23 protein-coding genes are annotated in these 21,665 nt (G+C 37.3%); 12 read left to right on the top strand and 11 right to left on the bottom strand.

Going from position 1 to position 21,665, the window contains the following annotated elements; translation table 11 throughout:
* The first annotated feature begins 271 nt into the window (after window positions 1-271).
* The 3 genes from ILS93_RS14880 to aceA all read left to right on the top strand — a co-directional run bounded on the left by ILS93_RS14880 (window position 272) and on the right by aceA (window position 4,014).
* Window positions 272-934, top strand: a complete 663-nt coding sequence (locus tag ILS93_RS14880; protein ID WP_064476847.1) for an S-layer homology domain-containing protein — start codon at window positions 272-274, stop codon at window positions 932-934.
* 189 nt (window positions 935-1,123) lie between these two features.
* Complete coding sequence (aceB, locus tag ILS93_RS14875; protein WP_222660776.1) at window positions 1,124-2,713, top strand: malate synthase A; 1,590 nt, start codon at window positions 1,124-1,126, stop codon at window positions 2,711-2,713.
* Between the two features lie 23 nt (window positions 2,714-2,736).
* Window positions 2,737-4,014: an isocitrate lyase gene (aceA, locus tag ILS93_RS14870; RefSeq protein WP_064476845.1), complete on the top strand. Its 1,278-nt coding sequence runs from the start codon at window positions 2,737-2,739 to the stop codon at window positions 4,012-4,014.
* Window positions 4,015-4,105: 91 nt separating this feature from the next.
* On the opposite strand, the gene ILS93_RS14865 is transcribed toward aceA, so the two are convergent.
* Entirely contained in the window at window positions 4,106-4,897 is a 792-nt protein-coding gene (locus ILS93_RS14865; RefSeq protein ID WP_149173346.1) for a phosphotransferase, read from the bottom strand.
* 373 nt (window positions 4,898-5,270) lie between these two features.
* Between ILS93_RS14865 and cspA the strand changes: the two genes are divergently transcribed.
* The gene (gene cspA / locus ILS93_RS14860) at window positions 5,271-5,474 is read left to right on the top strand and encodes an RNA chaperone/antiterminator CspA (protein WP_000301521.1); all 204 of its coding nucleotides are present in this window, start codon (window positions 5,271-5,273) and stop codon (window positions 5,472-5,474) included.
* 252 nt (window positions 5,475-5,726) lie between these two features.
* On the opposite strand, the gene ILS93_RS14855 is transcribed toward cspA, so the two are convergent.
* On the bottom strand, window positions 5,727-5,912 hold the full coding sequence (locus ILS93_RS14855; RefSeq protein ID WP_000391438.1) for a hypothetical protein: 186 nt from the start codon (window positions 5,910-5,912) through the stop codon (window positions 5,727-5,729).
* Window positions 5,913-6,196: 284 nt separating this feature from the next.
* Between ILS93_RS14855 and ILS93_RS14850 the strand changes: the two genes are divergently transcribed.
* The 6 genes from ILS93_RS14850 to ILS93_RS14825 all read left to right on the top strand — a co-directional run bounded on the left by ILS93_RS14850 (window position 6,197) and on the right by ILS93_RS14825 (window position 16,035).
* Entirely contained in the window at window positions 6,197-6,778 is a 582-nt protein-coding gene (locus tag ILS93_RS14850; RefSeq protein WP_064476843.1) for a competence protein ComK, read from the top strand.
* A 389-nt stretch (window positions 6,779-7,167) separates the two neighbouring features.
* On the top strand, window positions 7,168-7,761 hold the full coding sequence (locus tag ILS93_RS14845; RefSeq protein ID WP_000347517.1) for a TVP38/TMEM64 family protein: 594 nt from the start codon (window positions 7,168-7,170) through the stop codon (window positions 7,759-7,761).
* Between the two features lie 56 nt (window positions 7,762-7,817).
* On the top strand, window positions 7,818-8,381 hold the full coding sequence (gene lepB / locus ILS93_RS14840; RefSeq protein WP_064476841.1) for a signal peptidase I: 564 nt from the start codon (window positions 7,818-7,820) through the stop codon (window positions 8,379-8,381).
* 116 nt (window positions 8,382-8,497) lie between these two features.
* Window positions 8,498-12,013 (top strand): helicase-exonuclease AddAB subunit AddB, encoded by a 3,516-nt coding sequence (gene addB / locus ILS93_RS14835; protein ID WP_222660774.1) that lies wholly within the window; start codon window positions 8,498-8,500, stop codon window positions 12,011-12,013.
* Complete coding sequence (addA, locus tag ILS93_RS14830) at window positions 12,010-15,735, top strand: helicase-exonuclease AddAB subunit AddA (protein WP_149173344.1); 3,726 nt, start codon at window positions 12,010-12,012, stop codon at window positions 15,733-15,735. The genes addB and addA overlap by 4 nt, the downstream gene beginning before the upstream one ends.
* A gap of 12 nt (window positions 15,736-15,747) precedes the next feature.
* Window positions 15,748-16,035, top strand: a complete 288-nt coding sequence (locus tag ILS93_RS14825; RefSeq protein ID WP_064476838.1) for an RNA polymerase alpha subunit C-terminal domain-containing protein — start codon at window positions 15,748-15,750, stop codon at window positions 16,033-16,035.
* 79 nt (window positions 16,036-16,114) lie between these two features.
* Here the strand turns inward: ILS93_RS14825 and gerPF are convergent, their stop codons facing one another.
* The 7 genes from gerPF to ILS93_RS14790 all read right to left on the bottom strand — a co-directional run bounded on the left by gerPF (window position 16,115) and on the right by ILS93_RS14790 (window position 18,375).
* Window positions 16,115-16,330 carry a spore germination protein GerPF gene (gene gerPF, locus ILS93_RS14820; RefSeq protein ID WP_001141570.1) on the bottom strand — a complete coding sequence of 72 codons (216 nt, stop codon included), beginning with the start codon at window positions 16,328-16,330 and terminating at the stop codon, window positions 16,115-16,117.
* Window positions 16,331-16,372: 42 nt separating this feature from the next.
* Window positions 16,373-16,759: a spore germination protein GerPE gene (locus ILS93_RS14815; RefSeq protein ID WP_000902339.1), complete on the bottom strand. Its 387-nt coding sequence runs from the start codon at window positions 16,757-16,759 to the stop codon at window positions 16,373-16,375.
* 15 nt (window positions 16,760-16,774) lie between these two features.
* Window positions 16,775-16,969 (bottom strand): spore germination protein GerPD, encoded by a 195-nt coding sequence (gene gerPD, locus ILS93_RS14810; RefSeq protein ID WP_001102341.1) that lies wholly within the window; start codon window positions 16,967-16,969, stop codon window positions 16,775-16,777.
* A gap of 6 nt (window positions 16,970-16,975) precedes the next feature.
* Entirely contained in the window at window positions 16,976-17,590 is a 615-nt protein-coding gene (gerPC, locus tag ILS93_RS14805) for a spore germination protein GerPC (protein WP_149173343.1), read from the bottom strand.
* A 68-nt stretch (window positions 17,591-17,658) separates the two neighbouring features.
* The gene (gene gerPB, locus ILS93_RS14800; protein ID WP_048559586.1) at window positions 17,659-17,865 is read right to left on the bottom strand and encodes a spore germination protein GerPB; all 207 of its coding nucleotides are present in this window, start codon (window positions 17,863-17,865) and stop codon (window positions 17,659-17,661) included.
* Between the two features lie 14 nt (window positions 17,866-17,879).
* Window positions 17,880-18,101, bottom strand: a complete 222-nt coding sequence (gene gerPA, locus ILS93_RS14795) for a spore germination protein GerPA (protein ID WP_001111187.1) — start codon at window positions 18,099-18,101, stop codon at window positions 17,880-17,882.
* Between the two features lie 94 nt (window positions 18,102-18,195).
* Window positions 18,196-18,375: an aspartyl-phosphate phosphatase Spo0E family protein gene (locus ILS93_RS14790; protein ID WP_000462847.1), complete on the bottom strand. Its 180-nt coding sequence runs from the start codon at window positions 18,373-18,375 to the stop codon at window positions 18,196-18,198.
* Between the two features lie 246 nt (window positions 18,376-18,621).
* On the opposite strand from ILS93_RS14790, the gene ILS93_RS14785 reads away from it, so the two are divergent.
* Window positions 18,622-19,521 (top strand): fumarylacetoacetate hydrolase family protein, encoded by a 900-nt coding sequence (locus ILS93_RS14785; RefSeq protein WP_222660772.1) that lies wholly within the window; start codon window positions 18,622-18,624, stop codon window positions 19,519-19,521.
* A 34-nt stretch (window positions 19,522-19,555) separates the two neighbouring features.
* Here the strand turns inward: ILS93_RS14785 and ILS93_RS14780 are convergent, their stop codons facing one another.
* On the bottom strand, window positions 19,556-19,840 hold the full coding sequence (locus tag ILS93_RS14780; RefSeq protein ID WP_046956998.1) for a hypothetical protein: 285 nt from the start codon (window positions 19,838-19,840) through the stop codon (window positions 19,556-19,558).
* 109 nt (window positions 19,841-19,949) lie between these two features.
* Window positions 19,950-21,140, bottom strand: coding sequence for an ornithine aminotransferase (gene rocD, locus ILS93_RS14775; RefSeq protein WP_000616651.1), 1,191 nt, complete (start codon window positions 21,138-21,140; stop codon window positions 19,950-19,952).
* Window positions 21,141-21,290: 150 nt separating this feature from the next.
* Between rocD and ILS93_RS14770 the strand changes: the two genes are divergently transcribed.
* Window positions 21,291-21,656: a YisL family protein gene (locus tag ILS93_RS14770; protein WP_000233490.1), complete on the top strand. Its 366-nt coding sequence runs from the start codon at window positions 21,291-21,293 to the stop codon at window positions 21,654-21,656.
* The last annotated feature ends 9 nt before the right edge of the window (window positions 21,657-21,665 follow it).

Here is a 21,665-nt window from a genome sequence, read left to right as displayed (position 1 = left end):
CACGCTTTTTTCTTGTTTTATATTATTTATAAGTATATCGATTTTCTGTTCATAATTTATTTGTTGGAATTTAGTGGATAAGAAGAGATTGAATAAAGTAACTTTTTCTTGCTTAAATATACGATTTAGTAACTTTATTATTAATAGAGTGTAAATAAAAGTATATGAAATATAGTTCATAAATTAGACAAAAATCACATGGGAATTGTATTGTTACGCTTTCGTTAATTCTTTATATTAGAAAAAAATATGTTTTTAGGGAGAGAATACTTTGAAGAAAAAAATTTTAAAAGTAGCAACAGCTTTAACAATTATGGGTGGAGTAGCATTTAGTGCTGAGGGGAATACAGCAAAAGCTGAATTAGCTGCAAAGCCACAACAAGCAAGTCCAGTTATCTTTAAAGATGTACCAGCAGGACATTGGTCTTATAAAGCAATTCAAACTTTAGCAGAACATGAAATTATGCTTGGTTACGGAAATGGTGTGTTCGGTTTTGGACATAACGTAAATCGTGAACAAGTAGCCGCTTTAATTTATCGCGCACTAGATCTTGATGAAGAATTTGGTGAAGATGAGGTATTAGAAAGCCCATATAATGATATTGTTGATGATAACTCAACGATGTTTCCTTTTGAAGTGTTAGCAGTAACAGAATTAGGTATCTTTACAGGTGACGAGAATGGAAACTTCAGACCAAAAGCTACGTTAACACGTGCAGAAATGGCGCAAGTTCTTACAAGAGCATTTGGATTACAAGTACAAGGAACAGCAACATTTAAAGATGTACCAAAGGGACATTGGGCAGAAAATGCGATTAATGCAGTAGGTTCAAATGGTATTTCAGTAGGAGATGGAAAGGGTAACTTCGCTCCGAACATGAAAGTAACACGTGAACAATATGCGCAGTTCTTATTTAATTCAATGTTTAAATAAATAATAAAGAAGGAGCTAGTGTTGTATAACATTGGCTTCTTTTTTTATGTGTAATACCGGTAAAAGAATACAGTTTTATAAAAAAACGATTAAATTTTCAAAAAAAACTTCCTTTTCTGAAGATTTGTTATATAATATAAAACATAAAATCAAATCTGTTATAAAACAGTTTAAGAAGGGGATGCTAATATGTCGACGCAAACTTCACGGGTTACATTGCCCGGAGGAATGTTACCAGCGTACAACGAAATATTGACACCTGAGGCGCTTAGTTTTTTGAAGGAACTACATGAAAATTTCAATGAGCGCCGCATAGAACTTTTAAAAAAGCGTGCGGAGAAACAAAAGAGAATTGATGCAGGAAAGTTTCCGAAGTTTTTAGAAGAAACAAAGCACATTCGTGAAGCGGACTGGACAATTGCCAAATTGCCAAAAGATTTAGAGGATCGCCGCGTAGAGATTACTGGACCAGTGGATAGAAAGATGGTTATTAACGCTTTAAATTCAGGAGCGCATCTTTTTATGGCAGATTTCGAAGATTCGAATTCACCAACTTGGGAAAATGCGATTGAAGGTCAAATAAATTTACGAGATGCAGTGCGGGGAACGATTTCACATAAAAATGAAAACGGAAAAGAATATCGTTTAAATAGTAAAACAGCAGTATTAATTGTGCGTCCAAGAGGATGGCATTTAGAAGAAAAACATATGCAAGTTGATGGGAAGAATATGTCTGGTAGCTTAGTAGATTTCGGACTTTATTTTTTCCATAATGCAAAGGCTCTTTTAGCAAAAGGAAGCGGTCCATACTTTTACTTACCGAAAATGGAAAGCCATTTAGAAGCAAGGTTATGGAATGATGTTTTCGTATTTGCTCAAAAATATATCGGTATTCCAAACGGAACGATTAAAGCGACGGTGTTACTGGAAACGATTCACGCTTCGTTTGAAATGGATGAAATTTTGTATGAGCTTAAAGATCATTCTGCGGGGTTAAATTGCGGAAGATGGGATTATATTTTCAGCTTTCTAAAGAGTTTCCGTAATCATAATGAATTTTTGCTTCCAGATAGAGCGCAAGTCACGATGACGGCGCCATTTATGCGCGCGTATTCTTTGAAAGTCATTCAAACGTGTCACCGTCGTAATGCACCAGCTATTGGAGGAATGGCAGCACAAATTCCGATTAAAAACAATCCAGAAGCGAATGAAGCAGCTTTTGAAAAAGTGCGTGCAGATAAGGAGCGCGAAGCTTTAGACGGTCATGATGGGACATGGGTTGCCCACCCGGGACTTGTACCAGTCGCGATGGAAGTATTTAATCACATTATGAAAACACCGAATCAAATTTTTAGAAAACGTGAAGAAATACATGTTACAGAAAAGGATTTATTAGAAGTACCAGTGGGAACGATTACAGAAAATGGGCTTCGCCTAAATATTAGCGTAGGTATTCAATATATTGCATCTTGGTTAAGCGGACGGGGAGCAGCACCCATTTATAACTTAATGGAAGATGCTGCAACAGCGGAAATTTCTAGGGCACAAGTATGGCAATGGATTCGTCATGAAGGTGGAAAGCTAAATGATGGTCGTAATATTACGTTTGAATTGATGGAAGAGCTAAAAGAAGAAGAATTAGCAAAAATAGAAAGAGAGATTGGTAAAGAAGCCTTTAAGAAAGGGAGATTCCAAGAGGCGACAACGTTGTTTACAAATCTCGTTCGGAATGATGAATTCGTACCATTTTTAACATTACCGGGTTATGAAATTTTATAAAAAACAAAAAGGGGATGGAACAAATGAAAAACGAAAGAATCGAGAAATTACAAGAGAGCTGGGAACTAGATACGCGCTGGAAAGGGATTACACGTCCATATTCGGCAGAAGATGTAATTCGCTTGCGCGGGTCAATTGATATTGAACATACATTAGCGCGCCGCGGTGCTGAAAAGCTTTGGTCATCGCTTCATACGGAAGATTATATTAACGCACTTGGCGCATTAACAGGAAACCAAGCGATGCAACAAGTGAAAGCTGGGCTAAAAGCAATTTATTTAAGTGGATGGCAAGTCGCTGCGGATGCGAACCTTTCTGGACATATGTATCCAGACCAAAGTTTATATCCAGCGAACAGCGTACCTGCTGTAGTAAAACGAATTAATCAAACACTTCAACGTGCGGATCAAATTCAGCATATGGAAGGAAGTGGTGATACAGATTATTTCGTACCGATTGTAGCAGATGCAGAAGCTGGATTTGGCGGACAATTAAACGTATTTGAACTGATGAAAGGTATGATTGAAGCGGGTGCATCAGGTGTGCACTTTGAAGATCAATTATCTTCAGAGAAAAAATGCGGCCATTTAGGCGGAAAAGTATTACTACCAACGCAAACAGCGGTGCGTAATTTAATCTCGGCACGCCTTGCAGCAGACGTAATGGGAGTGCCGACAATTATCGTTGCAAGAACAGATGCGGATGCAGCAGATTTAATTACGAGCGATATCGATCCGGTTGATAAAGCATTTATTACAGGAGAAAGAACTCCAGAAGGATTTTACCGTACGAAAGCAGGTCTTGATCAAGCAATTGCACGTGGTTTAGCATATGCTCCTTATGCAGATCTCGTTTGGTGTGAAACATCTGAACCAAATTTAGAAGATGCAAAACGATTTGCGGACGCAATTCATAAAGAGCATCCAGGGAAATTACTTGCATATAACTGTTCACCTTCATTCAACTGGAAACAAAAATTAGATGAAAAAACAATTGCAAGCTTCCAAAAAGAAATCGCATCTTACGGTTATAAGTTCCAGTTCGTAACACTAGCTGGATTCCACTCATTAAACTACGGCATGTTTGAATTAGCACGTGGCTATAAAGAGCGCGGCATGGCAGCGTACTCTGAACTACAACAAGCAGAATTCGCAGCAGAAAAACACGGCTACTCTGCAACTCGTCACCAACGCGAAGTAGGAACAGGTTACTTTGATGAAGTAGCACAAGTTATTACAGGTGGTACTTCATCGACGACAGCGCTAAAAGGATCTACAGAAGAAGCACAGTTTACGAAATAAAAGGAAGGGGCCCCTTTTTGAAGGGTGCCCCTTTTTATTTTCGGAACGATTTTTCACATATATCGACTTACAGACAAAAAAGACGATATTATTAAATCCACTCAGCTCTATGATCGCGAATAAACTTCATATCTTTCTCATAATGCTCTAAATGTCCTTCATCAATCATTCTTTTGAAATTCAAGTCGCCTTCTTGTGCTTTTCTTTTCATATATGTACATAATGCTTCTAATCGTAGTAACACTATTCCTAAGTAGTCTTCGTCCATACTTTTACCGTAGGACTGGACAAACAATTTCACTCTTTCTTTCATACGGCTAGCATGTTGTACCGATTCATAATGAACTGCCTCACCCGATTCTGTATAATACACTCTACTTAAAGGTACACAAGTATAAAGCGTATAAGCGATATCCCAAATTCTTGGACCAGGAGCAGCAACATCGAAATCAATAATACCTACTGGTTTCTCGTCATTAAAAATAATGTTATATACAGCAAAATCGTTATGGCAAATAACCTCAATGTTATTTGGAGTAAGATCCATCGGTTGCCATTCATCTGATAAGGGAAAGTCACTTACCGCATCATGATAAAGGCGGAGCATCTTTGCTATTTCCTTTAAAGCATCATTAGATCGCATATATTCTTTTAAAGGATAATTCCCAGCGTCTCCTTCAATAAAGGATAAAATCTCTCTATCTTTTTCATCTACACCTAAAAACTTTGGAGCATGATGAAATCCTTTGTTTTCTAAGTGCTGTAATAATGTATGAATTTTTGCACTGCCTGGCTTTAATTCTCGCCGAACAGTATTTTCAGAACGATACACATTTGATACATTTCCACCTGTAAGCTTTTCTTCGTTGGTGTAGTTTGACATATAATCCCCTCCAATATAACGACTGTACGATTATATTGTAACACTTCAGAACAAGGGATGTAATCGCGTTCAAATGATGTTTGTGTTCACTTTATAGTGAAATCCACACATACTAAAATCAATTATTTACGAATGTATAATCAATTTAATTTGTCAGTTATTTTCAAAAAAGATTGTACATTTCATTTTAAGTATGCTATGATGAAGTCAGTTGAATAGTTAAATTAAGCAATCCATATATTATCAAGTGCCGAAAAACGAACGAGAAAAAGTATGTGAGAACTAGTTTATGTTTCGTGTTTGATAATGTGTGGATTCTTTTTTTATACAGGAAGACTAAAATAAATTGTGTTTTCTTTAGGAGGAAATAATTATGGCAGTAACAGGACAAGTAAAATGGTTTAACAACGAAAAAGGATTCGGTTTCATCGAAGTTCCAGGCGAAAACGATGTATTCGTACATTTCTCTGCAATCGAAACTGAAGGTTTCAAATCTCTAGAAGAAGGTCAAAAAGTTAGCTTCGAAATCGAAGATGGTAACCGTGGACCTCAAGCTAAAAACGTAATCAAACTATAATTTTATAGTTTATTATGGAAAAAAGGGATGGCTGCTGCCATCCCTTTTTTGTTGTAATATACGAGCATAATGATTATAGTTTGGGGAAAAGTATACAAATGAAGTCATACTCGATGTTCGTAGCGGGAATAAAGAAGATCTACACAATACGATTGAAGAAATCTTATTCGCCCGTTTTAGATGAATAAGAAAAAATAGTCATTTTTTTTGAGGACGAAGAAGAGTAAAAGGCTTTCCAAAATGGAAGGCCTTTTACTCTTCTTTTCCAATCTTTTTCTTCTCGCGTTTCTTACATTCAGAGCATTTCGATTTACGAAAAGGCTTTGCGAAGAATAGTAGAATGAAAAACAAACCGAATATAATACTAGCTGAATTTTTCACGATTACAATGCTACTATTTTTCATTTGAATCGTTGGTTGCATTTCTTTTTCTTCCATAGTGGACCTCCATATATTGGATTTTCCTTTTAATTATAGCAAAGTTAATTGTCGTAATGATGCGAAATGAGGAAGTAGTTGTAAATATTTATAGGTATTATAAATACATTTTATATAGGCTTTTTATTATGAAATCACTATAGTGTTAATTTATAATTTAAAAGATATTTGATAAATGATAAATTATTGTAAAAAATCGGAATCTGTAAACCATTTCCTTTTCATAGATGCTAAAATTATATATGCAGCTGCTAATATAAATGTAAAAAAGGAGACAGTAGAATATGGAAAGTAAAGTAGAACGCTATGTCGAAAACTATGTGGTAAATAAAAATACAATGGCCTTACTTCCTGTTATTCTAAGTGAAAAGAAAATTGTTACACGAGTTGTTGAGATGGAAGATTCTTTTTTCGTGTTTCAAAAGCCCCTAGATATTATAGAAAGAAGTTGCCGCAAGCATGGCTCTAGTTTCTTAGGCAGAAAAGAAGGAACGAAAGAGTTAACTCATATTACACATAAAGCACCGATTGCGATTAGTCCGGCAGATCAATTTTATTTTTTCCCTACGTATTCTTACTCTAGAAAAGAGTGCGCTTGGTTGTCTCATTTTTATATTGAAAGTAATAAAGAGTTAAAAGATGGAAATGTTATTGTTAGATTTATAAATGGCTTTGCTGTGAAATTAGAAATATCAAAAAGTAGTTTTGAAAATCAACAAAATCGTACAGCGAAATTGCGTACTGAATATGAAGATCGTAGAAAAAAACAAGGAAATCCTTCCTTTAAATTAATTGATAAAAATGAGGAATCTAGATTAAAACCAGCATATGAGAAAGTGTATTTTGTTAAGGAAGGCGAAATGTGAGAGGATGGGGGAACCCCCATCTTTTTTTATTTGTCAGCTTTTGTCGGTAAGTCGATATATTCGAAAAATCGCTGATAAAAATCGAGTTGTGGTTGATATATTTGAAAAATCGCTGATAAAATGCGAGTTACAATCGATATATTCAGAAAACCGCCGATATAATTTCAGTTACGGAGGAATTTGCAATTAAAACAAAAGGATTATTTCCAAAATCGCAAAACATTCTGTCGAATATTGATAGATTATCATAGCGTAATAATGAAGGAATTCTAATGAGAGATATGGAAACTTAATAATTACATCTCCATATGACGTATCTACCATTTCCTCTTTCATATAAGCGATGATACAGTAGAGGTAGTACTTAGAGTAAAGGGGTAAAGTGTAGAATGGATTTTCAGACAATCAAAGAGTATTTTTCACCAGAAAATATGGATCATATTGTTGAAAGCTATAAAGCGTTCGGACCACTTCTTGGTATTGGTTTACCGATGATAGAAGCGTTGATTCCGGCATTGCCGCTCATCGTATTTGTACTGGCGAATGCTGTTGCATTTGGATTTTGGCTCGGTTTTCTTTATTCTTGGCTTGGATCAGTAATGGGCGCCTTACTTGTCTTTTTCATAATCCGCCATTTTGGCCGAAGTCGTTTCTTTTCTTTTGTAAATAAGCATGAGAGAGTACGAAAGGCAATGGGGTGGATTGAAAGGAAAGGGTTTGCTCCAATTTTCGTCATATTTTGTTTTCCGTTTACACCGTCTGCGCTTATAAATGTTGTCGCTGGTTTATCTCGCATTAGTGTAAAGCAGTTTGGACTTGCGCTCGCGTTCGGAAAGCTTGTGATGATTTTTATTTTAACGTATATCGGTCATGATTTAATGTCATTTATTCATAATCCGGTGAAATCCGTCATTGTAGCAATTGGTATTTTTATTTTATGGTATGTCGGTAAGAAAATCGAAGTAAAGTTAGAACTACATTAAGAATAGTCTTCTTTATAAATGCAGGCTTCATTATTAAAGGGTAAGGGGAGAAGCGGATGAAGAAAACTTTGAAAAAAGAAGGCATAGAGTGGATACGAACAATTTTAATTGGTGTATTATTAGCTGTATTTTTTCGAACGTTTTTCTTTTCAACGTACGTTGTAGAGGGGAAGTCAATGATGCCAACATTGCAAGATGGCAATATGCTCGTTGTAAATAAGGTGAGTTATCAAGTAGGGGACTTGAACAGGTTTGATGTTGTTGTGTTTCATGCGAATAAAAAAGAGGACTACGTAAAACGAATTATCGGTCTACCTGGGGATCAAATTGAATATAAGCATGATAAACTGTATATAAACGGACAATTCGTAGATGAACCTTATTTAGAGACGTATAAGAAAGAGGTAAATGGACGACAACTAACGGGTGATTTTAAACTAGAAGAGTTAACGAAAGAAAATTCGGTGCCACCTGGATATATTTTTGTAGTAGGTGATAATCGCCTCGGGAGCTGGGATAGTAGACATTTTGGATTTGTAAAAGCTGATACAGTTGTCGGTAAAGTTGATTTACGATATTGGCCAATTCAAGAGGTGCAAACGAATTTTTCAAAAGGTTGATATAATAGGTAGAAGTATAGAAAAAGACAAACTACTCTGTTTGTCTTTTTTCGTGTCCTATAATACAATTATAGTAGCAAACTAACGTTCGTTATGTAAGTGAAAGGTGGGGTTACATGTCACTTCGATTTGTGATTGGTAGAGCGGGAAGTGGAAAAAGTACACTTTGTTTACACGAAGTGCAGGAAGAGTTAAAGCAACGCCCAAGAGGGGAAACAATATTATATCTTGTGCCAGAACAGATGACATTCCAAACGCAGCAGGCGTTAATCGGGAGTGAGGATGTAAGAGGTTCTATTCGGGCACAAGTTTTTAGTTTTTCACGATTAGCGTGGAAGGTGCTGCAAGAAGTTGGCGGAGCGAGTCGTCTTCACATTGATGAAGCGGGCGTACATATGTTGCTTCGTAAAATTGTTGAGTCTCGTAAAGAGGGATTATCGGTGTTCCAAAAAGCAGCGGAGCAAAACGGTTTCTTTGAACATCTTGGTAGTATGATTGCGGAGTTTAAACGTTACAATGTGACGCCATCTAACGTATATGAAATGTGGCAACAATTAGACGCACATAGTAGCAGTGCAGAACAAAAGCTATTAGCGAATAAAGTGTATGATTTACAACTATTATATGATGATTTTGAACGTGCTTTAATCGGAAAATATTTGGATTCAGAAGACTACCTACAATTGCTAGTCGAAAAGCTTCCACAGTCTGAATATGTAAATGGGGCTGAAATTTATATAGATGGATTTCATTCATTTTCACCGCAAGAACTAGAAATTTTAAGACAGCTTATGATTTGCGGAGCGAGAGTTACGATCACGTTAACGATAGATGAAAAAACGTTAGCGCAGCCAGTAAATGAACTAGATTTATTTTATGAAACGACGTTAACGTATGAAAAAATAAAGCAAGTGGCGCGTGAAGAGAAGATAGAAATTGAAAAAACGATTCCACTTATGGAACAACCGCGTTTTCATTCGCAAGCATTAGCGCATTTAGAAACGCATTATGAAGCACGTCCAAATGAAAAGTTTCACGGAGAAGCAAGTGTAACGATTAGTACAGCAGCGAATTTACGGGCTGAAGTAGAAGGTGTTGCTCGTGAAATTCGTAGACTTGTGGCGGATGAAGACTATCGTTACCGAGATATTGCAGTTCTTCTTCGTAACGGGGAAAGTTATTACGATGTGATGCGAACGCTATTTACAGATTATAATATCCCGCATTTCATCGATGAAAAACGCCCGATGTCACATCATCCGCTAGTAGAATGCATTCGTTCTGCACTCGAGATTATTAGCGGAAATTGGCGTTATGATGCAGTGTTCCGCTGCGTGAAAACAGAGCTTTTATATCCACTAGACGTAAGAAAAGAAACGATGCGCGAAGAGATGGATGAGTTTGAAAACTACTGTTTAGCGTACGGTGTACAAGGGAAGAGATGGACTTCTGAGGATCCGTGGATGTATCGCCGCTATCGTTCTCTTGACGATACGGACGGGATGATTACAGACAGTGAACGGGAAATGGAAGAGAGAATAAATCGACTGCGCGATGTTGTAAGAACGCCTGTTATTCGTATGCAAAAAAGGCTGAAGCGTGCGGGAACAGTTATGCAAATGTGCGAAGCGGTTTACTTATTTTTAGAAGAGCTAGACGTTCCGAAAAAACTAGAAGCATTACGTATTCGCGCAGAAGAGAGCGGAGATTTCTTATTTGCGACAGATCATGAGCAAGTATGGGAAGAAGTAATGAGTCTTCTTGATACGTTCGTTGAGATGCTTGGCGAAGAGAAAATGTCACTTTCTATGTTCGCAGATGTTATGTCGACAGGTCTTGAGGCGCTTCAATTCGCAAACATTCCGCCGTCATTAGACCAAGTGTTAATTGCTAATATTGATCGTTCAAGATTATCAAATGTGAAAGCAACATTTGTCATTGGCGTGAATGAAGGAGTTATTCCGGCAGCACCAATGGATGAAGGGATGCTTTCTGATGAGGAAAGAGATGTTCTTAGCGTTGCAGGTATCGAATTAGCACCAACGACGAGACAAACCTTATTAGAAGAACAGTTCGTTATGTATCAAATGGTAACGAGAGCAACTGAGAAATTATATATTTCATGCCCTCTTGCAGATGAAGAAGGGAAGACGTTACTTGCGTCTAGCTTTATTAAGAAAATAAAAAGAATGTTCCCTGATGTGAAAGATACATTTATTACAAATGACGTAAATGATTTATCACGTTCGGAACAAATTTCATACGTAGCAACGCCAGAAGTAACGTTGTCATATGTTATGCAGCAACTTCAAACGTGGAAGCGATATGGATTTGAAGGGAATTTAGATTTTTGGTGGGATGTATATAACTTCTACGTAACTTCAGATGAATGGAAACAAAAAAGTAGCCGCGTATTATCAAGTTTATTCTACCGAAATCGTGCGCAAAAGCTAAGTACAGTTGTAAGTAGAGATTTATACGGGGATAAAATAAAAGGAAGCGTATCTCGTATGGAACTATTTAACCGTTGCGCATATGCTCATTTCGCGCAGCACGGTTTATCCTTAAGAGAGCGTGATATTTTCAAACTGGATGCACCCGATATCGGGGAACTATTCCATGCAGCGCTGAAGAGAATTGCGGACAGGCTATTACGTGAAAACCGTACTTGGGCGGATTTATCAATAAAAGAGTGTGAGCATCTTTCTACTGTAGTAATAGAAGAGATTGCACCGTTATTACAAAGACAAATTTTATTAAGTTCAAATCGTCATTTCTATTTAAAACAAAAACTACAACAAATCATTTTCCGTACATCAATCATTCTTCGTGAACATGCGAAGTCAAGCGGTTTCGTACCAGTTGATTTAGAAGTGCCATTCGGTATGGGCGGTACAGGGTCGCTTCCGCCGATGGAGTTCTCATTACCAAATGGTGTGAAGATGGAAGTAGTTGGTCGTATTGACCGTGTTGATAAGGCGGAAGATGAAAACGGAACGTTCCTACGCATTATTGACTATAAATCAAGCTCAAAAGCGTTAGATTTAACGGAAGTGTATTACGGATTAGCACTTCAAATGTTAACGTATTTAGATGTTGTTACTTCAAATGCACATACGTGGATGAAAAAAGGCGGCACGGCATCACCGGCTGGTGTACTGTACTTCCATATTCATAACCCGATCGTTGAGATGAAAGGTGACGCATCTGAAGCAGAAATTGAGAAAGAAATTTTAAAGAAATTTAAAATGAAAGGGCTCGTACTAGGAGACGCTGATGTTGTTCGTTTAATGGATAACAAACTTTCAACAGGAAGTTCTGATATTATTTCTGCTGGTTTGAAAAAAGACGGTAGCTTTAGTGCGCGTTCAAGTATTGCAAGTGAACAAGAGTTTAACGTACTTCAAAAATACGTACACCATACGTTTGAAAATATCGGAAAAGACATTACAGAAGGCGTTATTGATATTGCTCCTTATAAGAAGGGGAATAAAGCGGCGTGTACGTTCTGTAACTTCAAATCTGTTTGTCAGTTCGATGAATCACTTGAAGATAACCAGTTCCGTACGCTAAAAGATATGAAAGATAGCGAAGCGATGGAGAAAATTAGAGAGGAGGTTGGCGGAGAATGATTGGAAATTGGCCTAAAAAACCAGTAGGTAGTCAGTGGACAGATGACCAGTGGAAAGCGGTTGTAGCGAACGGACGTGATATATTAGTCGCGGCAGCAGCTGGATCAGGGAAAACAGCAGTATTAGTTGAACGTATTATTAAAAAGATTATAAGTGAAGAAAACCCAGTCGATGTCGACCGCCTGCTCGTTGTAACATTTACGAATGCAGCGGCGCAAGAGATGAAAAACAGAATTGGGGAAGCGCTAGAAAAAGTATTAATTGATGAGCCAGGCTCGCAGCATGTAAGAAAGCAGCTTAGCTTATTAAATAAAGCTTCTATTTCGACAATCCATTCATTTTGTTTACAAGTAATTAGAGGATACTATTACATGCTTGATGTGGATCCTCGTTTCCGCATTGCGAATCAAACGGAAAATGAACTGTTAAAAGAAGAAGTATTAGATGACATATTAGAAGAAGAGTACGGAATTGAAGATAATGGTATTTTCTTTGAACTCGTTGATCGTTATACGAGTGACCGTAGTGATGATGACTTACAGCGTATGATTTTAGCGCTTCATACAGAATCAAGAGCGCATCCAAATCCGGAAAAATGGCTCGATAAATTAGTAGAAGCATACGACGTGGAAGGAAAGACAATTGAAGATTTAGTGTATGCTTCTTACTTATTAGAAGATGTGAAATTCCAGCTTGAAACAGCAGAGGCACATATTCGTAAAGCGACGGAACTTGCAATGCTTCCTGACGGTCCGGCGCCCCGCGTTGAAACCCTGCAAGCAGATGCAGTTTTACTTGGAACGTTATCATCATCAGCTTGTGAGTCATGGACAAGTGTATATGAAGCGATGCAAAATGTATCGTGGCAAACGTTAAAGCGCATTAAGAAAAGTGATTACAACGAGGATGTTGTAAAACAAGTAGACTCACTTCGTAATAAAGCGAAAGATGAAGTGAAGAAATTACAAGAAGAGTTATTTAGCCGTAGACCTGAAAGTTTCTTACGAGATTTTCAAGATATGCATCCTGTATTAGAAAAACTCGTACAGCTTGTAAAAGTATTTACAGAGCGTTTTCAAACGATGAAGCGAGATAAAGGAATGGTTGATTTCACAGATTTAGAGCATTTCTGTTTACAAATTTTAAGTGAACAAAATGAAAACGGTGAAATGAATCCATCAGCAGTAGCGCTTCAATATCGTAATAAATTTGCTGAAGTACTAGTTGATGAATATCAAGATACGAACTTTGTGCAGGAATCCATTATTAAATTTGTAACGAAAGATTCTGAGAGTGAAGGAAACTTATTCATGGTAGGTGACGTGAAGCAGTCGATTTATCGTTTCCGACTAGCAGAACCAGGCCTGTTCCTAGGGAAGTATAAACGCTTCACACAAGAAGGATTAGACGGTGGAATGAAGATAGACTTAGCGAAAAACTTCCGTAGTCGTCATGAAGTGTTAGCGGGTACGAACTTTATCTTCAAACAAATTATGGGCGAAGAAGTCGGAGAAATCGATTATGATGCTGATGCTGAATTAAAGCTAGGTGCTAGCTATCCAGAAGGTGAAGATGTAGCGGCTGAACTACTATGTATTCAGCAAACAGAAGAAGAAGTGCCAGAAGGTGAAGAAGGTGCAGAAGTAGAAAAAGCACAACTTGAAGCTCGTCTTATGGCGCAGCGTATTAAAGCGATGGTTGATTCAGGTTATGAAGTGTATGATCGTAAAACGGATAGTATGCGCCCTGTACAATACCGTGACTTCGTTATTTTACTTCGCTCTATGCCGTGGGCGCCGCAAATTATGGAAGAGTTAAAGCTGCAAGGAATTCCAGTATACGCTGATCTTGCGACTGGTTACTTTGAAGCGACAGAAGTAAATATTATGATGAACGTATTCCGCGTGATCGATAATCCGATGCAAGATATCCCGCTTGCCGCCGTACTTCGTTCACCAATCGTTGGACTAAATGATGAAGAACTTGCGACACTTCGTGCTCACGGAAAGAAAGGTTCGTTTTATGAAGTAATGAGCTCATTCTTAAAAGGGGCACCGCTTGAAGAGGAACAAGAATTACATGATAAATTACAGTGGTTTTATAACTTACTGCAAGGATGGCGTGAATTCGCGCGTCAACAGTCACTTTCTGATTTAATTTGGAAAGTGTACGGTGAGACAGGTTATTACGACTTTGTCGGCGGTTTACCAGCCGGAAAGCAAAGGCAAGCAAACTTACGTGTACTTTATGACCGTGCAAGACAATATGAAGCAACATCGTTTAGAGGATTATTCCGTTTCTTACGCTTTATTGAGCGTATTTTAGAACGCGGTGATGATATGGGAACAGCGAGAGCTTTAGGTGAACAAGAAGATGTGGTTCGTATTATGACGATTCATAAAAGTAAAGGACTTGAGTTCCCAGTCGTATTTGTAGCGGGACTAGGTCGTCGTTTTAATACACAAGATTTAATGAAACGTTTCTTACTGCATAAAGACTTCGGTTTCGGTTCACAATTTATCGATCCTCGTAAACGAATTAAATATACGACATTATCGCAACTAGCAATTAAGCGTAAAATGAAAATGGAATTAATCGCGGAAGAAATGCGCGTGTTATACGTAGCGTTAACGCGTGCGAAAGAGAAGTTAATTTTAATTGGAACGGTTAAAGATGCCAATAAAGAAATGGAAAAATGGCTCGATGCAAGGGAGCATAGTGAATGGTTATTACCAGACCATATACGTGCCGGAGCGTCTTGTTATTTAGACTGGATTGCACCTTCATTATATAGACATCGTGATAGTGAAATGCTTCTTGAATTAGGACAAGGAAGCATTCCGGGTGAAATTTATGGATATGACACGAGCTGGAAAGTAGAAGTTGTTGACGGCAAAACGTTACTTGCACCGGAACCGGTTCAAGAAGAGAAACAAGAATTGTTAGAAGCACTTCGTGAAAAAAAAGCTGTTCCGCTACAAAGTGAACGGAAAGAAGAAGTGTACGACAGATTGATGTGGAAGTACGGATATGAGGAAGCAACGTCTCACCGTGCGAAACAGTCTGTTACAGAAATAAAGAGAAACTACCAATCAGAAGAAGGTAGCGATAATGCCTTTATTAAAAAACTGCGTGCACCAATTAAAACACGCCCTCGTTTTATGGAGAAAAAAGGATTAACGTATGCTGAAAGAGGTACGGCAGTTCACGCTGTTATGCAGCATGTTGATTTGAAGAAGCCGATTACAGAAGAAGTGATTCGAGAGCAAATTGCCGGAATGGTAAATAAGGAGTTATTAACATTCGAACAAGCTGAAGAAATAGCAATTGAAAAAGTCATTTCATTCTTTGACAGTGACCTAGGTAAAAGGGTATTAGCGGCGAAAAGTGTTGAGCGTGAAGTACCATTTACGATGATGCTTGCAGCAGAAGAGGCGTATCAAGATTGGCAAGGTAAGAATGACGAAACAATACTTGTCCAAGGGGTTATCGACTGCATGATTGAAGAGGAAGACGGTATCACTTTAATTGATTTTAAAACGGATACGATTGAAGGAAAGTTCCCAGGTGGATTCGATCAAGCAAAACCAATTTTAGAAGATCGATACAAAGTGCAGCTTTCGTTATATGCAAAGGCACTTGAAAAAAGCTTGCAACATCCCGTGAAAGAGAAATGCTTATACTTCTTTGATGGCAATCATGTTGTGAAAATTGAAGAATAGAGGGACTTGAAAATGGCAACGGAAAAAACGTTAAGAACGTGTGAAAAAGGACATGAATACTATAAAAGTAGCGATTGTCCAACTTGCCCAGCTTGTGAGAAAGAAAAGAAACCAACAACAGGGTTTCTTTCACTTCTTTCATCACCAGCACGAAATGCGTTGCAACATCATGGCATTCACACGATAGAAGAACTCTCAAAGTATAGTGAAAAAGAAATTTTAAAACTACATGGTATGGGACCAGCATCTTTGCCGAAGCTTAGAAAGGCTTTGGAGGAGAGCGGATTATCATTTAAATAAAATGAAACAGTAAACAGTGTTTTTTTGATAATCTTGAATGAGATAAAAGAAAAAAGTAGGAGAATATCTCCTACTTTTTTTATGCTGTTCCGATCTGATCTTGATCGGCCACATCAGAATCAAACGTATTTGTTGCACTAACACCGCTAAAAGTGTTCACGACAAATCCAACATTGGAAGCTCCGGATCCATTATAAGCTTTCGTATTTTCTTTTGGAGACACGTTATAAAAATCCCCTAAATTGAACGAACCATTACTGTTTTGAACGACGAGATTTCCAACAACAGAAGGCATACTATCCACCCACTTTACTAAGCTTTTTAATTACTATATGAATTATTGTGCGGAAGGTTCATCCGTAATATATTGGCGAATTTGCATAATACGAGAGTTATTAAAAACATAATCAACATTTCCAATTTGAAAGCAACCAGAATTTAAAAGTGTTCGCAATTCAACATTGTTTACTTCAATAAAAGGGCATTCATTTACAATGTTTAATTTTACATCTGTCGTTCGTTTTGGGATTGTAATGTGTTCATCTGTAAAGATTTCAAATGCGTCTAAGCGGCCTTCGTCTTTTATATAACAAGGAATTTCCCTGTGGACGGCAAGAGCTCTACTTTTTAATTCCATTTGATTTGCATCTCCAACTTGAAATACAGCAGTAATCCCCAAAGAAATAATAGAAACATTTTGGACAACAGACACATGATGTAACATAATTTCTCAGTCTCCTTAACCTGGAGTAGGAGGGACATCTGTGACTAATGGTACAAATGGACCCTCTGTAACAGTTTCAAATGGTGTATCGAGAATAGAAGATAGTATGAGGAAATTTGCATCCCCAATTAAAAAGAGTGCGGATGACGATACACCGTTCATTTTAATCTGTCCGACTTTTAACTCGCGATTTACAACGTTAACATTCATACATACTTACTCCTTTCGGAAATTACCCGGTATGTGTTGAATAAAAGATAGAAAGGCGTTGTCGATATCATGTTTCATTGCTTGGAGAATGATATCGCGTAAATAATCTGGATTTGTTGAAGAATCTTCGTATGATTGTGCTTGTGATAAATAATAAGGAAGCCTATGCTCCATCTGTTTTTTTATGTCATCAACCATCATTTGTCGATACATTTCATCGAGCGGCGTTCTCTCTTCTTGTTCAAAATGGAGAATTCGATTATATGCTTCTTCATCTAAGTAACGATGCATTTCTTGAAGGATACCTTGGTAAAAATCTGGGTTTGTATCTGTTTCAGGATTTACTTTTAACGTTTCTGTATCCACTTGAAAATCTTCAATTTGCTGTCCTTTTGCTGAAAACGGATTTAAACCAATATTTAAAGTGCCATTTAAATTTTCTACTTTTAATTGATCGAATTTGTATTCCACTTTTCCTACAGAAGAGGAGGGGCGATTTTTTAATTCGGTAAGCTCTTCTTGTAATAGGCGCACTTGATCTTCTAGATGAAGGATGGTTGATTGCTGTGCTTGAAGAGCTTGTTGAAGTTGGTGTAAGTAAGTATATATATCTTGATTCATTTTGTGAAACCTCCTTTTCAGTAGGGAGGGTAAAAATATTCCTGCTATATATTTATGACAAGGATGTCTTAAGAAGAACTAGTTGATGGTTTGATAGAAATAATTTGTCCTTTCGCCTGCAATGGGCGAAGGGGCTCTGTAAATCCACCACTATTTGAGAATTTAGATAGAGCTTTAATACTTCCTGCAGTACCAATTTGGAATACAGAAGAGGTTGTAATGCTATCAATTTTAATGCTATTAATGATGATGCTTTGGTTTACATAAAGATTCAATGCAATCGCCTCCTCTAAGTTGAACCAATTATCGCTTGATCAATTACATCTGAATCATTGACAGTCGTTGCGCTTTGATAATTGTAGACAGAAACGTTATCTCCAACATTAAAAGAGCCGGCCCCGGCGAAAGCGCGTGAATAACTAATAGGCCTAATCGCAAATACATCTCCAATATGAAAAATACCACTTGATCCAATATTGACGATACGAATATGTCCGACCATAGCTGGCATACAAAACACCTTTCGTTTTTAAAATTTTCTTTTCTACTATTGTATGGGCGTTTTCAATAAAATGTGTTTTTTTTTTATAAAAGAAACACACACGTTATTGCGTGTGTGTATTGAGTGTTTGATTAGGGTGAAAATCCGTATGTACATGCCAAATTACATTTAAGAGCCTGTCCAGTTCTTGGCTACAATCCACTGTTTTTTGAGAAGTCATTCCGTAGCGTTCAGCAAAGTAAATCATTTTTTCACGTTTTTTTTCAATCGCTTGCTCAAACATTGAAATCGGCTCCATCTCTAAATGAAATTTTTAGTATATATGTAGTACATATTATACAAAAAACCCATAAAAAAGAAATACCTTCGCTAAAAAAAGTAAAATTTCTACATTTTATGCCAAATATAAAGGAGTAACGAATAGGATATGAGAAGAATATTGTAAAAATTAGCGTGCATGAGAAGGTTTTTTTCTTACGGATGCGAATACAATTAAAGGGTATGAGTTTTAGGATGGAGAGTGGAAATATTGCGTTTGGTAACGGCGAAAAAAGATGAAAAGGTATTTGTAGGTATTGTGGATGAAGAGGAAGAAAAGGTATTGCATGTAAGAGAAGCGCAAAGACAAAAAGGGGAAAAGGTTACGATTCCGATTACAATGTTAGAGTGTATTGAAAGAGGAACCGAATGCTTTGAAAAAATATGTGATATTGTAAATTGGGCGAAGGAAAATGAAGGGGCGGCGTATTATCCGTTAACTGAGGTGAAAATATTAGCGCCAATTCCAAGGCCAAGGAAGAATATTCTTTGCGTTGGAAAAAATTATGGTGAGCATGCGATAGAGATGGGCGGAGTAGAATCAATTCCAGAAAATATAATGATCTTTACGAAAGCGCCGACGACAGTTATTGGAATGGATGAAAAAATTAATAGTCATCCCCACGCAACGAATGAACTAGACTATGAAGGAGAACTAGCTATCATCATTGGTAAGCGAGGGAAACAAATAAAAAAAGAAAAAGCGCTTGAGCATGTTTTTGGTTATACCATTATAAATGATATAACTGCTCGCGACATTCAAAGGAAGCATAAACAATTTTTCCTTGGAAAAAGTTTCGATACATTTTGTCCGATGGGACCGTACCTAATTCATAAATCAATGGTTGAAACGCCAAATGCGTTACACATTGAGACGGTAGTAAATGGGGAAATAAGGCAAACTTCAAATACAAATAAAATGATTTTTTCAATAGAAGAAATCATTTCAACGATAAGTAAAGGAATGACGTTAGAGCCAGGCGATATTATCGCAACAGGAACGCCGGCTGGTGTCGGAAAAGGTTTCACACCACCGAAGTTTTTGCATGCTGGTGATGAAGTGGTCATTACAGTAGAAGGAATTGGTACTTTGCGAAATGTAGTGAAATGAAAAAAGAGCTATCTTGTGAAAAGATAGCTCTTTTCTATGGTCTTGGGTGATAGAGGTAATCGATAACCGAAAAAGTGTAAAGACCAACGAATGCAAGTGTACAAATACCAAATAGTATAACCGTAAGTGCGCTTTTTTCTCGTCCAAAACCAATGATAGTAAGGGTAACAGCAGTCCAAAATGATGCTTTCAGTAGTGTGAATGTAGTAGAAGTTGAGTAGTGACTAAGCAATGTTACGGAAAGGAGGAAGCCAAAGAATGTAACTAAAATAAAAGATGTAGCTAAATAGTTAATATGTTTACCATATCGTAATAACATATCGTACCTGCTTTCTAAAATAAAATACAGAAAATTGCAATTTTATTTTAGTATAAATCAATATAAAAAGAAAGAGGTTGTCCCAACATGTAGGACAACCTCTCTATTATTACGATAATACCGCTTTAATTTTTTGGAACGCCCACTCTAAATCTTCTTCAGAGATTACTAGAGGTGGTGCGATACGAATTACATTTTCGTGTGTTTCTTTACATAATAGACCAGCTGCTTTTAGTTGTTCACAGTAAGGACGAGCTGGCTCGTTTAATTCGATACCGATGAATAAGCCTTTACCACGAATGTCAGTAATCATTGGGTTATCAATTTCTTTTAATTGCCCAACTAATTTTTCACCTAATTGAAGAGAACGCTCTGTTAATTTTTCTTCTTCTAACACTTCAAGAGCTGCGATAGAAACAGCACATGCAAGTGGGTTACCACCGAATGTAGAACCGTGAGAACCTGGCTCGAATACGCCTAAAATGTCGCGGTTTGCTGCTACGCAAGAGATTGGGAATACGCCGCCGCCAAGTGCTTTACCAAGTATGTACATGTCAGGAGTTACATTGTCCCAGTCACAAGCAAATACTTTACCAGTACGGCCTAAACCTGTTTGGATTTCATCTGCTACAAATAAAACGTTTTCTTTTTTACATACTTCAAGAGCTTCTTTTAAGAAACCAGCTGGTGGGATGTTAATTCCTGCTTCACCTTGGATTGGCTCTAAAATGAATGCAGCTGTATTTGGTGTAATTGCAGCTTTTAACGCTTCTAAATCACCGTAAGGAATTACGATAATGCCAGGAAGCATTGGACCGAATCCACGCTTGTACTCTTCGTTTGAAGACATAGAAACAGCACCCATCGTACGGCCGTGGAAGTTATCTTCACAAACGATGATTTCAGCACGGTTTGCTTCTACTTTCTTCACGTCATAAGCCCAGCGGCGTGCTGTTTTAATTGCAGTTTCAACAGCTTCTGCACCTGTATTCATTGGAAGTACCATTTCTTTATTAGTTAGTTTCGCAACTTTTTCGTACCAAGGACCTAATTGATCGCTATGGAAAGCACGAGAAGTTAACGTAACACGATTAGCTTGGTCAATTAAAGCGTTAATAATTTTTGGGTGACGATGACCTTGGTTTACTGCAGAATATGCACTTAATAAGTCCATATAGCGGTTTCCTTCAGGATCTTCTACCCAAACACCTTCTGCTTTAGAAATAACGATTGGAAGTGGGTGATAGTTATTTGCCCCGTATGTGTCTGTAAGTTCGATAATATCCTTAGTTTGAATCATGATTGTTCCCCCTTTTGTTATTACAAGAAGTTTGTAAATACTCTAAATATTATAGCATTTAAATGTAAAAAAGCGAAACATTTCCTGAAAATAAATGAACATGTTATCATATAGAGTGAAAAAGTGTGAAAAGAGGAGGTAGGGGATACGATGGTACATATGCATATTACAGCATGGGCGTTAGGTTTAATTTTATTCTTCGTTGCGTATTCACTTTATTCAGCAGGAAGAAAAGGTAAAGGTGTACATATGGGGCTTCGTCTTATGTACATTATCATTATTGTGACAGGTTTCATGTTGTACATGGGTATTATGAAGACTGCAACAAGTAACATGCACATGTGGTATGGTTTAAAAATGATAGCTGGTATTTTAGTTATCGGTGGAATGGAAATGGTTCTTGTGAAAATGAGCAAGAACAAAGCAACAGGGGCAGTTTGGGGATTATTTATTGTTGCACTAGTAGCAGTATTTTACCTTGGACTGAAATTACCAATTGGTTGGCAAGTATTCTAATAAAAAATA

This window comes from Bacillus sp. 16GRE42, assembly GCF_019837435.1.
GTDB classification, from domain to species: Bacteria; Bacillota; Bacilli; order Bacillales; family Bacillaceae_G; genus Bacillus_A; species Bacillus_A wiedmannii.
Note: the sequence above shows the minus strand (reverse complement) of the source record. Positions and strands in the feature narration are given on the sequence as shown.

Bases quoted from the DNA above. Each gene is read 5' to 3' on its own strand.
- ILS93_RS14790 (WP_000462847.1), bottom strand. From the start codon at position 18,375: ATGTTTGAGCAAGCGATTGAAAAAAAACGTGAAAAAATGATTTACTTT.
- aceB (WP_222660776.1), top strand. From the start codon at position 1,124: ATGTCGACGCAAACTTCACGGGTTACATTGCCCGGAGGAATGTTACCA.
- gerPC (WP_149173343.1), bottom strand. From the start codon at position 17,590: ATGAATCAAGATATATATACTTACTTACACCAACTTCAACAAGCTCTT.
- ILS93_RS14865 (WP_149173346.1), bottom strand. From the start codon at position 4,897: ATGTCAAACTACACCAACGAAGAAAAGCTTACAGGTGGAAATGTATCA.
- ILS93_RS14855 (WP_000391438.1), bottom strand. From the start codon at position 5,912: ATGGAAGAAAAAGAAATGCAACCAACGATTCAAATGAAAAATAGTAGC.
- ILS93_RS14825 (WP_064476838.1), top strand. From the start codon at position 15,748: ATGGCAACGGAAAAAACGTTAAGAACGTGTGAAAAAGGACATGAATAC.
- aceA (WP_064476845.1), top strand. From the start codon at position 2,737: ATGAAAAACGAAAGAATCGAGAAATTACAAGAGAGCTGGGAACTAGAT.
- gerPA (WP_001111187.1), bottom strand. From the start codon at position 18,101: ATGCCAGCTATGGTCGGACATATTCGTATCGTCAATATTGGATCAAGT.
- gerPF (WP_001141570.1), bottom strand. From the start codon at position 16,330: ATGCCTTCTGTTGTTGGAAATCTCGTCGTTCAAAACAGTAATGGTTCG.
- lepB (WP_064476841.1), top strand. From the start codon at position 7,818: ATGAAGAAAACTTTGAAAAAAGAAGGCATAGAGTGGATACGAACAATT.
- addB (WP_222660774.1), top strand. From the start codon at position 8,498: ATGTCACTTCGATTTGTGATTGGTAGAGCGGGAAGTGGAAAAAGTACA.
- ILS93_RS14845 (WP_000347517.1), top strand. From the start codon at position 7,168: ATGGATTTTCAGACAATCAAAGAGTATTTTTCACCAGAAAATATGGAT.
- ILS93_RS14780 (WP_046956998.1), bottom strand. From the start codon at position 19,840: ATGTTATTACGATATGGTAAACATATTAACTATTTAGCTACATCTTTT.
- addA (WP_149173344.1), top strand. From the start codon at position 12,010: ATGATTGGAAATTGGCCTAAAAAACCAGTAGGTAGTCAGTGGACAGAT.
- ILS93_RS14850 (WP_064476843.1), top strand. From the start codon at position 6,197: ATGGAAAGTAAAGTAGAACGCTATGTCGAAAACTATGTGGTAAATAAA.
- gerPD (WP_001102341.1), bottom strand. From the start codon at position 16,969: ATGAATGTTAACGTTGTAAATCGCGAGTTAAAAGTCGGACAGATTAAA.
- ILS93_RS14770 (WP_000233490.1), top strand. From the start codon at position 21,291: ATGGTACATATGCATATTACAGCATGGGCGTTAGGTTTAATTTTATTC.
- cspA (WP_000301521.1), top strand. From the start codon at position 5,271: ATGGCAGTAACAGGACAAGTAAAATGGTTTAACAACGAAAAAGGATTC.
- ILS93_RS14815 (WP_000902339.1), bottom strand. From the start codon at position 16,759: ATGTTACATCATGTGTCTGTTGTCCAAAATGTTTCTATTATTTCTTTG.
- rocD (WP_000616651.1), bottom strand. From the start codon at position 21,140: ATGATTCAAACTAAGGATATTATCGAACTTACAGACACATACGGGGCA.